This is a genomic window from Streptomyces sp. NPDC090032 (genome assembly GCF_044748025.1).
Taxonomy (GTDB): Bacteria; Actinomycetota; Actinomycetes; order Streptomycetales; family Streptomycetaceae; genus Streptomyces.
The window spans coordinates 273,851-288,578 of the sequence record NZ_JBIVFF010000013.1; the positions used below are offsets into that span (position 1 = coordinate 273,851).

At 70.4% G+C, this 14,728-nt stretch carries 12 protein-coding genes and 1 tRNA gene; 10 read left to right on the plus strand and 3 right to left on the minus strand.

Annotated features, from left to right (window positions below):
• Positions 1-75 precede the first annotated feature (75 nt).
• From ACIPWY_RS30595 to ACIPWY_RS30605, 3 genes are read left to right on the plus strand one after another with little or no spacing between them, the layout of a single operon-like run.
• Entirely contained in the window at positions 76-1,770 is a 1,695-nt protein-coding gene (locus ACIPWY_RS30595) for a TerD family protein (RefSeq protein ID WP_393706034.1), read from the plus strand.
• Between the two features lie 11 nt (positions 1,771-1,781).
• Positions 1,782-2,462, plus strand: coding sequence for an AIM24 family protein (locus tag ACIPWY_RS30600; RefSeq protein WP_362903835.1), 681 nt, complete (start codon positions 1,782-1,784; stop codon positions 2,460-2,462).
• A 16-nt stretch (positions 2,463-2,478) separates the two neighbouring features.
• Positions 2,479-3,234, plus strand: coding sequence for an AIM24 family protein (locus tag ACIPWY_RS30605; RefSeq protein WP_362903837.1), 756 nt, complete (start codon positions 2,479-2,481; stop codon positions 3,232-3,234).
• An 87-nt stretch (positions 3,235-3,321) separates the two neighbouring features.
• Here ACIPWY_RS30605 and ACIPWY_RS30610 read toward each other — a convergent pair whose 3' ends face one another.
• Both ACIPWY_RS30610 and ACIPWY_RS30615 read right to left on the minus strand, forming a co-directional pair.
• The gene (locus ACIPWY_RS30610; RefSeq protein ID WP_362903838.1) at positions 3,322-3,846 is read right to left on the minus strand and encodes an NUDIX hydrolase; all 525 of its coding nucleotides are present in this window, start codon (positions 3,844-3,846) and stop codon (positions 3,322-3,324) included.
• A complete protein-coding gene (locus tag ACIPWY_RS30615; protein ID WP_393706035.1) occupies positions 3,843-5,315 on the minus strand; it encodes a zinc-dependent metalloprotease in 1,473 nt (490 codons plus the stop codon). Before ACIPWY_RS30615 ends, ACIPWY_RS30610 begins: the two co-directional genes overlap by 4 nt.
• Before the next feature lie 189 nt (positions 5,316-5,504).
• Between ACIPWY_RS30615 and ACIPWY_RS30620 the strand changes: the two genes are divergently transcribed.
• The 4 genes from ACIPWY_RS30620 (at position 5,505) to ACIPWY_RS30635 (ending at position 8,725) form a co-directional block, all read left to right on the plus strand.
• Positions 5,505-6,617: an SDR family oxidoreductase gene (locus tag ACIPWY_RS30620; protein WP_362903841.1), complete on the plus strand. Its 1,113-nt coding sequence runs from the start codon at positions 5,505-5,507 to the stop codon at positions 6,615-6,617.
• A gap of 120 nt (positions 6,618-6,737) precedes the next feature.
• Positions 6,738-7,202 (plus strand): molybdenum cofactor biosynthesis protein MoaE, encoded by a 465-nt coding sequence (locus tag ACIPWY_RS30625; RefSeq protein WP_393706036.1) that lies wholly within the window; start codon positions 6,738-6,740, stop codon positions 7,200-7,202.
• Between the two features lie 148 nt (positions 7,203-7,350).
• The gene (locus tag ACIPWY_RS30630) at positions 7,351-7,611 is read left to right on the plus strand and encodes a hypothetical protein (protein WP_362904005.1); all 261 of its coding nucleotides are present in this window, start codon (positions 7,351-7,353) and stop codon (positions 7,609-7,611) included.
• A 25-nt stretch (positions 7,612-7,636) separates the two neighbouring features.
• Positions 7,637-8,725: a PDZ domain-containing protein gene (locus ACIPWY_RS30635; protein ID WP_362903845.1), complete on the plus strand. Its 1,089-nt coding sequence runs from the start codon at positions 7,637-7,639 to the stop codon at positions 8,723-8,725.
• A gap of 62 nt (positions 8,726-8,787) precedes the next feature.
• Here ACIPWY_RS30635 and ACIPWY_RS30640 read toward each other — a convergent pair whose 3' ends face one another.
• Positions 8,788-9,330: a PPA1309 family protein gene (locus tag ACIPWY_RS30640; protein WP_362903847.1), complete on the minus strand. Its 543-nt coding sequence runs from the start codon at positions 9,328-9,330 to the stop codon at positions 8,788-8,790.
• A gap of 140 nt (positions 9,331-9,470) precedes the next feature.
• Here ACIPWY_RS30640 and ACIPWY_RS30645 point away from each other — a divergent pair, with 140 nt between their 5' ends.
• The 3 genes from ACIPWY_RS30645 to ACIPWY_RS30655 all read left to right on the plus strand — a co-directional run bounded on the left by ACIPWY_RS30645 (position 9,471) and on the right by ACIPWY_RS30655 (position 14,668).
• Positions 9,471-12,431, plus strand: a complete 2,961-nt coding sequence (locus tag ACIPWY_RS30645; RefSeq protein WP_362903995.1) for a UPF0182 family protein — start codon at positions 9,471-9,473, stop codon at positions 12,429-12,431.
• 85 nt (positions 12,432-12,516) lie between these two features.
• Positions 12,517-12,590 (plus strand) — tRNA-Met (locus ACIPWY_RS30650).
• A 209-nt stretch (positions 12,591-12,799) separates the two neighbouring features.
• Positions 12,800-14,668 (plus strand): sel1 repeat family protein, encoded by a 1,869-nt coding sequence (locus ACIPWY_RS30655; protein WP_362903848.1) that lies wholly within the window; start codon positions 12,800-12,802, stop codon positions 14,666-14,668.
• The last annotated feature ends 60 nt before the right edge of the window (positions 14,669-14,728 follow it).

Consider the following 14,728-nt stretch of genomic DNA (forward strand, 5'->3'; position numbering starts at 1 on the left):
CTGCCGCCGCTGTCGGTGATTGCGGTTAGCCTGACGCGACGTATTCACCTTCGGGATGGGGGACGGTCGTTACGCATGGCCAGGGAATTCCAACGCGGCCACAAGGCCAGGATCAGTGACCTCACCGCGGGCACCGATCTGTACGTAGGCGTGCAGATCACGGGTCCCGGGCTGACCTTCGACATCAGCTGCTTCGGTCTTGACGCCGACGAACGGCTCTCGGACGACCGGTATTTCATCTTCTTCAATCAGCCGAAATCGCCCGAGGAGTCGATTCAGCTTCTCGGTGCGCAGGCCGGCGACAGCGAGTCGTTCCGCGTCACCCTCGACCGGATCCCGGCGAACATCCAGAAGCTGTCGTTCACCGCGACGATCGACGGCGCCGGGCAGATGTCGCAGATCGCCCCCGGATACGTACGGATCGTCGCGGGTGGCGAGGAGGTTGCCCGCTATTCGTTCAACGGCACGGAGTTCTCGACCGAACGTGCCGTGATGCTGGGCGACTTCTACCTGAAGGACGTCTGGCGGTTCGCGGCCGTCGGGCAGGGGTTCGACGGCGGACTCGACGCGCTGCTGAAGAACTTCGGCGGTGAGGTCGCCGAGGAGGAGCCCGCCGCCGCGCCGGCCCAGCAGCAGGCCGGTGCCCCGTCGTTCGCGCCGCCCGCGCAGGCCACGGCGCCACCCGCGTTCGGCGCGCCCGCGCCCGCAGCACCGGCGCCCGCCCAGCAGGGCTTCGCGCCGCCGCAAGGCGTCACGCCGCCGCCCGCGCCCGCCCCGGCCCCGCCATCGGTGCACGCGGCGCCGACGATCGTCGCGCCGCTGGCCACGCCGCCCGGCGCCATGCAGCCGCCGGCCGCGCCCTCTCCGCACGCGCCGCCCATCGGACAGGTGCCCGGTCAGACGGCGCCCCCGCCTCCCGGATACGGGCAGCCGAGCGCACCTCCCGGCTATGGACAGCAGCCTCAGGCCCCGACCCCGCCTCCGGGCTACGGGCAGCCGACGCCGCCTCCCGGCTACGGGCAGCAGCCGCCCGGCCAGTTCCCCGGCCAGCCGGCTGCTCCGTCGCCGTACGGGGCACCTCAGGGTGTGCCGCAGGGTGCGGGCGCAGCTGGTGTGGCCGCGGCGCTTTCGGCGTTCCGCGAGGCGCCCACCGGTCAGCGGTGGACCCTGCAGAACAAGAAGCTGATCCGCGTCGACCTCGGCGCCGGCGGCGACCAGCCGGTGCTCGCCCGTCAGGGCAGCATGGTGCTCTACCAGGGCAAGGTCGAGTTCGGCTACAAGGGCGCGGGCTTCGCCGGCCGGATCGTGGGCAACGCGACCGGCCAGGAGATGCAGCTGATGCGCTGCACCGGCCGCGGCCAGGTCTTCCTCGCGGAGGAGGCCACGCACCTGCACCCCATCGAGCTCCAGGGCGACGCGATCTGCGTATCCGCGGAGAACGTTCTGGCGTTCGACGAGAGCCTCCAGCACGAGGTGCGCCGGATCGAGGGGCACGGCATTCCCGGCGGCGCCCTGTTCGTCATGCAGTTCCAGGGCACCGGCACGGTCGTAGTCAAGACGCACGGCACGCCCGTCGTGCTGCCCGTGACGCCGACGACGTTCGCCGACTGCAACGCGGTCGTCGCCTGGTCGGCCGCCGCGCAGGCGATCGTGTCCAGCCAGGTGCGCATGCGCTACAACGCCTACCCGGGGCACAGCGGGGAGAGCGTGAACCTCCAGTTCCGGGGTGCGCCAGGGAACTTCATCGTCGTCCAGCCGTTCGAGGTCTGAGGGAGCCCGTCATGAACCAGCCGCTCACGGGCTACGCCCCGACCCCGGTAGCCGCCCGCATGGAGAACCACGGCGCCAACATGCTCAAGGTCGCCATGCAGACCGGCAACGACCTTCTCGCGCGCGTGGGTTCGATGGTCGCCTACGAAGGGTTCGTCCAGTACGAGCCCAACCCGCCCGCCGTCCGTCAGATCGCCCGCGACTGGATGACCGGCGAGGGCGCGCCCCTGATGAAGGCCACCGGAGACGGCATCCTCTACCTCGCCGACTACGGCGCCGAGATCGTCGTCATCAACCTCGGCGGCGACTCGATCTCGGTGAACGGCACGAACCTGCTCGCCTTCGACGCGCACCTCCAGTGGGGCGTCGAGCGCGTCAAGGGCCTCGCCAAGTTCGCCGGACAGGGCCTGTGGAACATCAAGATCTCCGGGCAGGGCTATGTCGCCCTCACCTCCCGGGGCACCCCCATCGTCGTCGACTGCGGCCGCGGCGAGGACGAGACGTACGTCGACCCGGACGCGCTGATCGCCTGGTCCCCGAACCTCAAGGTGAAGGGCAAGCGCAGCTTCAAAGCCGGCTCGCTCATCGGGCGCGGCAGCGGTGAGGCCTACCAGATGGGCTTCTCCGGGGAAGGCATCGTCGTCGTACAGCCCAGCGAGGACAGCACCGACCGCCTCCGAGTCCGGGGCTGAGGGGGAACGGAACACCATGCAGAGCCCGCTTTTCGCGCACTCCGAGCAGCAGACCCAGGAGCGCTACGCCGTCCAGAACCCGCAGCTGCTGCGCGTCACCCTGGAAGGCCACGACGACATCCTCGCCCGCAAGGGCGCCATGGTCGCCTACCAGGGCCTCGTCGAGTTCGACGGCGAGATCCAGACCTCCGGTCAGCGGCGCGCCCGCGCCAGCACCGGTGAGGGCCTCGACCTGATGCGCTGCCACGGGCAGGGCACCGTCTACCTCGCCAACCTCGCCCAGTTCATCCACGTGGTGGAGGTCGAGCAGGACGGTCTGACCGTGGACAGCAGCTATGTCCTCGCGCTCGACTCCTCGCTCAGCTACCAGGTCGTCGCCGTCGACAGCCAGTACGGCATCTCCGGCTCCGGCAAGTACCAGCTCAACATCACCGGGCGCGGCAAGGTCGCCCTGATGACGTCGGGGCAGCCGCTGATGCTCCAGGTCACCCCGGACCGGTACGTGAACGCCGACGCGGACGCGATCGTCGCCTGGTCCAACGGCCTGCGTGTGCAGATGCAGGCCCAGACGCATTCCTCCGGAGTGTGGCGGCGCCGCGGCAACACGGGTGAGGGCTGGGAGCTCAGCTTCATGGGCCAGGGCTACGCCCTCGTGCAGCCCAGCGAGCTGCTGCCCCCGCAGAACGCGGTAATCGGCCAGGGCCTCGGCGCCCAGTACGGCATGGGCCAGCAGGGCGCCCGCGGCCAGAACCAGGGCAATGTCTGGAGCTGACCCGAAGGGCGACCATGTGGTCCTGAGCGACCATGTGACATGTGTAAGGGGCGGCCACCGTGGTGGCCGCCCCTTACACATGCCCGCTCACAGTCGGGCGCGCGTCGCCTCCACCAGACGCACGACGGACTGGTCCGCCACGTCCGCGACCTCGTCGTACGTGAACCAGCGCAGGTCGAGCGACTCGTCGCTGATGGCGGCCACCGCGTCGGCGGGAGCGAGAGCCGCGTACTGCGTGTCGAAATGCCGTGTGCACGGTCCCGGGATCGGATGCAGGTCGAGCCGCACCGGGCCGCCCGGCAGGAGCGTCAGGCCCGGGATGCCGGACTCCTCCGTCGCCTCCCGCAGGGCGGCGTCCGCGAGGGTCAGGTCACCCGGCTCGCAGTGTCCGCCCATCTGCAGCCACATCTGGAGCTTCTTGTGCAGCGTCAGCAGCACCCGCCCGCGCGGCGGGTCGATGACCAGCGCGCTCGCGGTCAGATGACCGTCCGTGCAGGCCTTCCACATGCCGTCCTCGGGATGGGCGGACAGGTGGTCCAGGTACGTCTGGCGCAGCTCGGCCTGGCCCTCGTAGGCCTTCAGTACGAGGACCGCGTCGTCGTGCAGCGTCACTTGCCCTCGTCGTCCTTGGAGCCGTCGGAGTCGTCGGAGCCGTCCGCGGGACCGTCGTCCTTGGAGTCGCCCTCCTTGGAGAGGTTCGGCTTGTCCAGGCCGCCGCCGCTCGCCGCCTCGCCGAGCATCTTGTCGATCTCGGAGAAGTCCAGCTGCTCGCGGTGCACGAAGCCGTCCGGGTCGTCCAGGTCCGAGGCCGTCGGCAGCATGTCCGGGTGCGCCCACAGGCCGTCGCGTCCGTCCACACCGCGCGCGTCGGTCAGCGAGGCCCACAGCCGCGAGGCGTCGCGCAGGCGGCGCGGGCGCAGCTCCAGACCGATCAGCGTGGCGAACGTCTGCTCGGCGGGGCCGCCCGTCGCCCGGCGGCGGCGCAGCGTCTCACGGAGCGCGTCGGCCGACGAGAGGCGCGGCTTCGCGGCCGCGTGGACGACGGCGTCGACCCAGCCCTCGACGAGCGCGAGAGCGGTCTCCAGGCGGGCCAGGGCGGCCTTCTGCTCCGGAGTGTCCTCCGGCTGGAACATGCCCTGCTGAAGCGCCTCCTGCAGCTGCTCCGGGTTCTGCGGGTCGAGCTGGCCGACCGCGTCCTCCAGCTTCGCCGTGTCGACCTTGATGCCGCGCGCGTACCCCTCGACCGCGCCGAACAGGTGCGAGCGCAGCCACGGCACGTGCGAGAAGAGCCGCTGGTGGGCGGCCTCGCGCAGCGCCAGGTAGAGGCGCACCTCCTCCTTGGGGATGCCGAGGTCCTTGCCGAACGCCTCGATGTTCACCGGCAGGAGCGCCGCCTTGCCGGCCGGGCCGAGCGGCAGACCGATGTCCGTCGAGCCGACGACCTCGCCCGCGAGGACGCCCACGGCCTGCCCGATCTGCGAGCCGAACATGGCGCCGCCCATGGAGCGCATCATCCCGATGAGCGGGCCGGCCATGGCCTGCATCTCCTCGGGAAGGACGTCACCCATGGCCAGGCCGACGCGCTCGGCGACCGGGTCGACGAGCTCCTTCCACACCGGGAGGGTCGCCTCGACCCACTCGGCGCGGCTCCACGCCACCGCGGACCCGGCGCCCGACGGCAGCGACGTCGCGTCGTCGAGCCACAGGTCGGCCAGGCGCACGGCCTCCTCGACCTGCGAGCGCTCGGCGGGGCCGACGCTCGCGTCCTTGGTGCCGTCGGCGGTGCCCTGGGAGACCGTCTGACGGGCGATGTCCTTGGCCATCTCCCAGTTCACCGGGCCGCCCTCGTACGAGAGCATCTGGCCGAGCTGCTGGAAGGCGGCTCCCAGGTCATTGGGGTTCAGGGAACCGAACATCGCGGCGAACGGGTTGTCCCCGCCGCCCGCGCCGGGCAGTCCTCCGAAACCGAAGGGGTTGGCAGGTCCCTGACCGCCACCGCTCTGCTGATCCTTCTTCTTGCCCTCGTCGCCGTCGTCCGGCTCCTCCGGCGGAAGGCCGAATCCGAATGGGGTGTCACTCACGGGATTCCTCGGCTGGTAAGGCCACCGGTTCTGTCCCGGCGGCGATTGCCCGACTACACACCCAGCGTAGACACCGTGACGCGATAGGGCCTCGGTGCTCCGCCGACTCACGGCCTGCGGCAGGATGGATGCCTCCTGGACGTACGCGTCATACACGTACGTACTGAATACAACCGCTGGAGACGCCCGGTGAGTTCCCCAGATCCACAGGTTCGCGCAGCGCGAAACCCTTCGACCCGTTCCGGGGGGCGCGGCCCCGTCGTCGCGGTCACCGGTGCCGCCTCGGGGGTCGGCGCGCTGCTTGCCGAGCGCCTCGCCGCATCCGACGAGGTCAAGCAGGTCCTGGCCATCGACGAGCGGCGCGGCGAGTGCACGTCCGCGACCTGGCACATCCTGGACGTCCGCGACCCGGCGATCGCCGAGAAGCTGCGCGGAGCGGACGTCGTCGTGCACCTCGCGCTCGACCTCGACCTGGAGACCGACCCCGCCGCCCGGACTGCGTACAACGTGCGCGGCACCCAGACGGTGCTCACCGCCGCGGCCGCCGCCGGAGTCCACCGTGTCGTCCTGTGCACCTCGGCGATGGTCTACGGAGCGCTCGAGGACAACGAACTGCCCCTCTCCGAAGACGCCGAACTGCGCGCGACCGCGGAGGCCACCGGCGTCGGCGACCTCCTGGAGATCGAGCGACTCGCCCGCCGCGCGCCGCGCGCCCACCCCGGACTCAATGTGACCGTGGTCCGGCCCGCCACCCTCGTCGGAGGCACCGACACCGCCCTGACCAGGTACTTCGAGTCTCCGCGGCTCCTCGTCGTGGCAGGATCACGGCCCGCCTGGCAGTTCTGCCACGTCGAGGACCTGTGCAGCGCCCTCGAGTACGCCGTCCTGGAGAAGGTCGAAGGGGAACTCGCCGTCGGCTGCGACGGGTGGCTGGAGCAGGAGGAGGTCGAGGAGCTCAGCGGGATCCGCCGCATGGAGCTGCCCTCAGCGGTCGCCCTGGGCGCCGCGGCACGGCTCCACAGGATCGGGCTCACGCCGTCCCCCGCCGGCGACCTCGCGTACACGATGTACCCCTGGGTGGTCAGCGTGAGCCGGCTGCACGACGCCGGATGGCGCCCACAGTGGACCAACGAGGAGGTCCTCGCCGAACTCCTCGAAGAGGTCTCGGGGCGGCACACCGTCGCGGGCCGCCGGCTCGGACGCAAGGACGCGACCGCGGCCGGAGCGGCCGGAGCCACCGTCGCCCTGCTCGGCGCGGCCGCGGTGGTGCGCCGGGCCCGCAAGGCCAGGCGCAGGATCTGACGGCCCGCCCTGACCGGCACGCGGACCGGCCCGCCCTGTAGGAGGCTCCAAGCCACCACGCGCGCGTGCCGGTGGAAAGCTCTATTCCGTGCCGGTGGCCGCGTACGGCACGATGGCCTCATGGCACGCACCGCGAACGACCACCCCGGAGAGCAGTCGGCGCAGGATCCCATCCGGCTCCTCGCGATCCGCGACACGCCCTTGACCGTGGACGAGGTGTTCCGGGCCGTCGGGGAGGACGCGGCGGGCGGCACGGCGCTGTTCGTGGGGACGGTGCGCAATCACGACGGCGGAGCCGACGTCGAGGGGCTCGGGTACTCGTGCCACCCCTCCGCCGAGGACGAGATGCGGACCGTCGCCGAGAAGGTCGTCGCGCAGTTCCCGGTGCGCGCCCTCGCGGCCGTCCATCGGGTGGGCGATCTGGCGGTCGGCGACATCGCGGTCGTCGTCGCCGTGTCCTGCCCGCACCGGGGAGAGGCCTTCGAGGCCTGCCGCAAGCTGATCGACGACCTCAAGCACGAGGTGCCCATCTGGAAGCACCAGAAATTCTCCGACGGCACCGAGGAGTGGGTCGGCGCCTGCTGACCGCCCGGAACGCCGGCCACGCTCATCGCCTTCGGCCGCACGGGGGGTTCCGGTTGCGTAACCGCACCCCTGAGGCGAGCGTTGACGCAGCGGATGGTTAATCTGCTGATCAGTCAGTTGCAGTGGCTCACGGCGTCGGAGGTCCGGCATGGCGGCACTTTTGTGGCTGCTCATTCCGCTTGTCGCAGCGGTCGGCGCCGGTCTGTGGGGCAGTTGGGCCGCACGGAACCGCAGGACCGGCGACGTGTCGGAGCTCAACGGGTACGCCCGCTTCCGCGAGGCCATGGAGCGGTCGCACACCGGTACGGAAGCGGATCCTCTCGACCCCCCTCTGGGCCCTCCTTCCGACCCCGAGGAGGGATCGGTGCCCGCGGTCGAGTCCCGGACGGACGCCCCAGCGGTGCACTGACAGACCGGTCCCGTACTGTCGTTCCATGCCACGCCGCACCGCGACGATGCTCGCCTCGACCCTGATGCTGATCGCGCTGCTCTGCGCGGGAGTGCTCATCAAAGTTCCGTACGCGGAGATGACCCCGGGACCGACGGTCAACACGCTCGGGGACCACGACGGCGAGCCGGTGCTCCAGATCTCCGGCCGCAAGACGTACCCGACGACCGGTCACCTCAACATGACGACGGTCCGGGTCACGAGCGCCGACTACAACATGAACCTCGTCTCGGCGGTCTACGGCTGGCTCGCGCACGACAGCATCGTCGTGCCGCACGACACGCTCTACCCCGACGGCAAGACCGAGCAGCAGTCCTCGCAGGAGAACGCCGAGGAGTTCAGCCAGTCCCAGGAGAGCGCCAAGGTCTCCGCCCTGAACGAGCTGAAGATCCCCGTGAAGTCCTGGGTGATCGTGCAGTCCGTCATCAAGGGCAGCCCCTCCGAGGGACGGCTGCACGCCGGTGACGTGATCAAGGCCGTCGACGGTGCCAAGGTCGGGAAGCCGGCCGACGTCGCGAAGCTCGTCACCAAGCACAAGCCGGGCGAGGACGTCTCCTTCACGATCGTGCCCGTCAAGGAGGCGGCCGCCGCGGAGAAGGCGGGCAAGCAGGCCACCCGCACGCAGAACGTCACCGTCACCACGGAGAAGGCCAAGGACGGTCGCGCGATCGTCGGCATCCAGGCCGGGACCGATCACACGTTCCCGTTCGCCATCGACATCAAGCTCGCCGACGTCGGCGGACCCAGCGCCGGACTGATGTTCGCGCTCGGCATCGTGGACAAGCTGACGCCCGAGGACCTCACCGGCGGCAAGTTCGTGGCCGGTACGGGCACCATCGACGACGACGGCAAGGTCGGCCCGATCGGCGGCATCCAGATGAAGACCGTCGGCGCCCGCGACAAGGGCGCGCGCTACTTTCTGACCCCGAAGGACAACTGCGCCGAGGCGGCCAAGGACGTCCCGGCCGGACTCACCCTCGTCAAGGTCAACACCATCGACGACGCGATGGGCGCCCTCAAGGACATCCGCTCGGGCAACACCGCCGACCTGCCGAAGTGCACGGTCAAGGGGTGACCAGAGGTTCATGAAGGGGGCGCCGCACTGAGTGCGGCGCCCCCTTTCGTGTGGTGAGGGTGCTACTCCGCGAACGTCGCCGCGAGGGCCTCGGCCAGGCCCGGGACCAGGTCCGAGCCGGTGAGGACCTCGGTGGGGGAGTCCTTCTCGCGCAGGCGCAGCGCCGACTCGCGCGCACCGTCACGCAGCACCGCGACCGTCATCCGGACCTCCTGACGGCCCGGGTGCTTCGCCACCCACCGGGCGAGCTCCGCCTCACCGAGCCCCTCCGGAACGGATGCCTCCGCGGACGGCGGCAGCATCATCCGCTCCACCGTCAGGGCGCAGCCGACGACCGCGTCGGGCCAGGCGATGGTGCCGAGGAACTCGTCGAGCGGCTTGTCGGCGGGTACCTCGTCCTGCTCGATCGGGGTGAAGGCCGCGGTCTCCTGCTCGCCGTCCAGGCCGAGCTGGGCCGCGAGGCCGGGTTCCTGGGCCCGCAGACGGGCGGTGTCGACGAGGGCGAAGAGGCGGGCGGGCTGGTCCCAGCCGAGGCCGGAGGCGTACTCGTCGATCTCGAGTACGGCCCGGGTGAGCGGGCTCGCTGCCATGGGAGTGTTGGACATGGTCACAATCCTGCCTCGTTAGTACCCGGAACCGGGAACTGAGTAAAGCGTGAGTAAGTTGCATAGGTGATGGGTCCGCGATCTCGGGGGCCTGACCGATCGATTTCGAACTTTTCGAGGTGCGCACCTTGGCTTTCCAGATGCCGGACCGCGGCGGAGGCCCGACGGGGCCGCGGATGAGAGTGGGCCGACCGTCCCGGCGCGTCCGTTCCCTGCTCATGACGCTGGGCGTCCTTGCCGTGCTGGGCATGGCGTTCGTCATGTTCGCGGGGTTCTGGACCGACTGGCTCTGGTACCGATCGGTCGACTACTCGTCCGTCTTCACGACCACCCTGTGGACGAAGATCGGGCTGTTCTTCGTCTTCGGCCTGCTGATGGCGATCGCCGTCGGACTGAACGTCTGGCTCGCGCACCGCCTGCGGCCCCCGCTGAGCGCCATGTCGATGGAGCAGCAGAGCCTCGACCGGTACCGCATGAGCATCGCGCCCTACAAGAAGTGGCTGCTGCTCGGCATCACGGCCCTGGTCGGTCTCATCGCGGGCGCCTCCGCCGCCACCCAGTGGCGTACGTGGCTGATGTGGGTGAACGGCGTGCCGTTCCACCAGAAGGACCCCCAGTTCCACCTCGACGTGGCCTTCTACGCGTTCGACCTGCCGTGGTACCGGTTCCTGCTCGGCTTCGGCTTCGCGGCGACCATCCTCTCCCTGATCGCGTCCGCGCTGACCCACTACCTGTACGGCGGGCTGCGGATCACGAGCCCGGGCGCGCGCGCGACCGCCGCGGCCACCGGCCATCTCTCCGTGCTGCTCGGCGTGTTCGTGGCCCTGAAGGCGGTCGCGTACTGGCTCGACCGGTACGGGCTCGCGGTGAAGTCCAGCGACTTCAAGGCGACGGACAACTGGACGGGCCTGCGGTACGTCGACGCGAACGCGTATCTGCCCGCCAAGACCATCCTGTTCTGCATCGCCGCGATCTGCGCCGTGCTGTTCTTCGCGACGCTGTGGCGGCGCACCTGGCAGCTGCCCGTCATCGGCTTCGGCCTGATGGTGCTCTCCGCGATCCTGATCGGCGGCCTGTACCCGGCCATCGTCCAGAAGTTCCAGGTCCAGCCGAACGAGCAGTCCAAGGAAGCCCCGTACATCGAGAAGAACATCGAGGCGACCCGTAAGGCGTACGGCATCGCAGGGGTCTCCCCGGTGGACTACACCGGCAAGGGCACGGTCAAGGACGCCAAGCAGCAGCGCACGGACGCCGACTCGGCGGCCAGCTACCGGGTCAACGATCCGAACGTGGTCTCGCCGACGTTCCAGCAGCTGGAGCAGGAGCGGAAGTACTACCAGTTCCCGAAGACCCTCGACGTGGACCGCTACAAGGGCCAGGACACGGTCATCGGCCTGCGCGAGCTGAACCTCGCGGGCGTCGAGAAGCGGAACTGGATCAACGACCACTTCACCTACACGCACGGCTTCGGAGCGGTCGCGGCCAAGGGCACGCAGACCGACCCGGACTCCCCGGGCGCACCCCTGTTCACCGAGTCGGGCCTGCCCGCCGGCGGGTCCCTGGGCTCGTACCAGCAGCGGATCTACTACGGCGAGAAGACCCGTCAGTACTCGATCGTCGGCGGGCCCCAGAAGGAGCTCGACTACGAGCAGGACGACGGCACGCAGAAGACCACGAGTTACAACGGCAAGGGCGGCGTGAGCCTCTCCAACCCGATCAACCGCGCCGCGTACGCGGTCTCCTTCAGCGAGCCGCAGATCCTGTACTCGGGAGCCATCGGCGACGGCTCGAAGATCCTTTACAACCGCACGCCCAAGGAGCGCGTCGAGGCGGTCGCCCCCTGGCTGACCATCGACGGCGACGCGTACCCGGCGATCGTCAAGGGCAAGATCCAGTGGGTCGTCGACGCCTACACGACGTCGAACGGGTACCCGTACGCGTCCCGTACGACGCTCGGTGACACGACGGCCGACTCCCTCAACGAGGGCGACAACCAGCGCGCGGTGGTGGCCCAGCAGAACCAGGTCAACTACATCCGCAACTCGGTGAAGGCCACCGTCGACGCCTACGACGGCACGGTGAAGCTGTACACGTGGGACGACAAGGACCCGGTCCTCAAGACCTGGAAGAAGGCGTTCCCCGGCACGGTCGAGCCCAAGAGCGCGATCCCGACGGAACTCAAGGACCATCTGCGGTACCCGCAGGACATGTTCAAGGTGCAGCGCGAGCTGCTGTCCCTGTACCACGTCACGGACTCCGACCAGTTCTACAACGCGTCCGACGCCTGGCAGGTCCCGAACGACCCGACGAAGAGGGACAACAGTGCGGTCCCGCCGTACTACCTGTCCATGAAGATGCCGGGCCAGAGTGACCAGCAGTTCTCGCTGACGACGACGTTCACACCGAGCGGGCGCCCCAACCTGCGCGCGTTCATGGCGGTCGACGCGGACGCCACCAGCAAGAACTACGGCACGATAAGACTGCTGCGGGTCACCGAGGACAAGGTGTACGGCCCGGAACAGGTGCAGAACAAGCTCAACTCCCTGTCGTCCGTGGCGAACTTCGTCCGCGACATGAAGGGCGCCGACTCGACGGTCCTGTACGGCAATCTGCTGACGGTGCCGCTCGACAAGGGCTTCCTCTACGTCGAGCCGATCTACGCACAGGGGCGCAACGCGGAGTACCCGCTGCTGCGTAAGGTCGCGGTCTCCTACGGCGACAGAACCGGATTCGCCGACAACCTCGGGGACGCGCTCAACCAGGCGTTCGGAGTGGACGGCGCGCAGCCGGCCGAGCCGGAGAAGCCCGGTGGCGACACGACGAAGCCACCGGAGAACTCCACCGTCAAGGAAGCCCTCGCGGACGCGGAGAAGGCCTTCGAGGAGGGCCAGGCCGCCATGAAGAAGGGCGACCTGCACGCCTACGCCGACGCGCAGGACAAGCTGGAGAATGCCCTCAAGCGCGCCGACAAGGCACAGTCCGCGGCCGACAAGGCGGCCGGCGACGGCAAGAACGCCGACAAGCCCGCGGACAAGCCAGCCGACAAGTCCAGCGACAAGAGCGCTGATCAGAGCGCCGGCAACGACAAGAACGCGGAATAGGGCATGGACACCAGCAAGGACGGTGGGGGCTCGAGCAGCTGAGCGAAGACCCCCCTCGCGCCGTGGTACGGTTTGAACACAACGGCGCGGGGTGGAGCAGCTCGGTAGCTCGCTGGGCTCATAACCCAGAGGTCGCAGGTTCAAATCCTGTCCCCGCTACTGAAGACGAAGGCCCGGATCCTGATCTTTCAGGATCCGGGCCTTCGTCGTGTTCGCGGAAGCGTCTGTGTGTGCGAAGCGTGCTTCTCTCGGGGGTAGTTGAAGTTTTTGTGTTTCACTTATCTCTCTGTGGGCATGTCGACAAAACGCTGAAGTGACCTCACTGGCTGCGGTATACCAGGTGTACCCAGGTTGCAGGTGGTGCGACGATGGACGTTATGGGGGACAAGGCAACTCTGTTGGAGACAGGGCGGTTTGTGCAGCCGGCCGACCGGGAGGAACCCGGGGCGGCCGCGGAGGAAGCACGTCATCGGCCGGCCGCCGAGTCCGGCGACGTCGAGGCGATGAGCGTTCTCGGAGCCATGCTGCTGCGCCGCGGTGACCTCGACGGAGCCGAGCCCCAGCTGCGCGCTGCCACCGCCGCGGGCGACCGCGCCGCCGCCAACAACCTCGGTGTCCTGCTGCTCCAGCGCGGTTACGCGGACGAGGCCGCCGGCTGGTGGCGCGTCGCCGCCGTCGCCGGATCCGCCCCCGCCGCGCACGCCCTCGGACGCCATCACCGCGAGCGCGGCGACGAGCCCGCCGCCGAATACTGGCTGCGTCAGTCCGCCGAACAGGGCCACGCCCTCGGCGCGTACGCGCTCGCCGACCTCCTCGAACACCGCAGCGACGTCGGCGCCGAGCGCTGGATGCGCGCCGCCGCCGAGCACGGCCACCGCGAGGCCGCCTACCGGCTCGCCCGCACCCTCGACCGGCGCGCCGCACAGGAGCGTCCCGAGGGGGCGCTGCGTGGTGCGCCCGCGCCCGCCGACGACGACAGCGGCGCCCCCGGCGACGCGAGCGCGACCGGCGCCCGCAGGAAGCTGCCCGCGGCCGCGGAGGCCGAGCAGTGGTACCGGCAGGCCGCCGCGCGCGGTCACCGCCGGGCCGCCCTGCACCTCGGCGCGATCCTGGAGAAGCGCGGCGAGCTCAAGGAGGCGGGCCGCTGGTACCTGAACTCCGCGAAGGACGGCGAGCCCCGGGCCGCCTGCGCGCTCGGCTTCCTGCTGCGCGACGCCGGTGACGAGGAGAGTGCCGGAATCTGGTGGCTGCGCGCCGCCCAGGAGGGCGATGGCAACGCTGCCAACGCGCTCGGTGCCCTGCACGCCCAGCGCGGCGAGACCCAGACCGCCGAGCGCTGGTACCGCGCGGCCATGGACGCGGGCGACATCAACGGCGCGTACAACCTCGGCCTGCTCTGCGCCGAGCAGGGCCGCACCGCGCAGGCCGACCAGTGGTACCGGCGTGCGGCGTACGCGGGTCACCGCGAGGCGGCGAACGCGCTGGCGGTGCTGCTCCTGCAGGGCGGCGACGCGGCGGGTTCCGAACCGTGGTTCTCCAAGGCCGCCGAGGCGGGCAGCGTCGACGCAGCGTTCAACCTCGGCATCCTGTACGCGAGCAGGGGCGACGAGGGCGCCGCCCTCCAGTGGTACGAGCGGGCCGCGGCGGGCGGGCACACCGAGGCCGCGCTCCAGGCCGGGATCGCCCGCCTGCGGGACGGCGACGAGCGGGGCGCCGAGCGGCATCTGCGCTGCGCCGCCGGCGGGGGCAGCGCGGAGGGCGCGTACCGCCTGGCCACGGTCCTCGACGCGCGGCAGCCCCCGGCCGGACCCCCCGCGCTCGGCGAGTGCGTCAGTGAGCGCGCCGAGTGCGAGGAGTGGTACGAGCGGGCCGCCGAGCAGGGGCACCGGCGCGCGCAGGTGCGGGTCGGGATCCTGGCCGCGGCGCGGGGCGACATCGTCTGCGCGGCGCGCTGGTACCGCGAGGCGGCGGAGGCGGGATCGCGCAACGGGGCGTTCAACCTCGGGCTGCTGCTCGCCCGCGAGGGGAGCGAGCCGGAGGCCGCGCTGTGGTGGACGCGCGCCGCCGACGCCGGGCATGGGCGCGCGGCGCTGCGGCTCGCGCTGCTGTGCGCGCGCCGTGGTGACCTCGTCGAGGGGCAGCGGTGGGCGCACCGGGCCGTGGAGCTCGGTCCGGCGGAGGTGTCCGAGCGGGCCGGGCGGCTGCGGGACGCGCTGCGGTCGGAGCTGTCCGCGTAACGGAGGCATGTGAGGCAGCGGGGGTATATGGGGGTGTGGCGGGGCCCGGTCCGGGCCCCG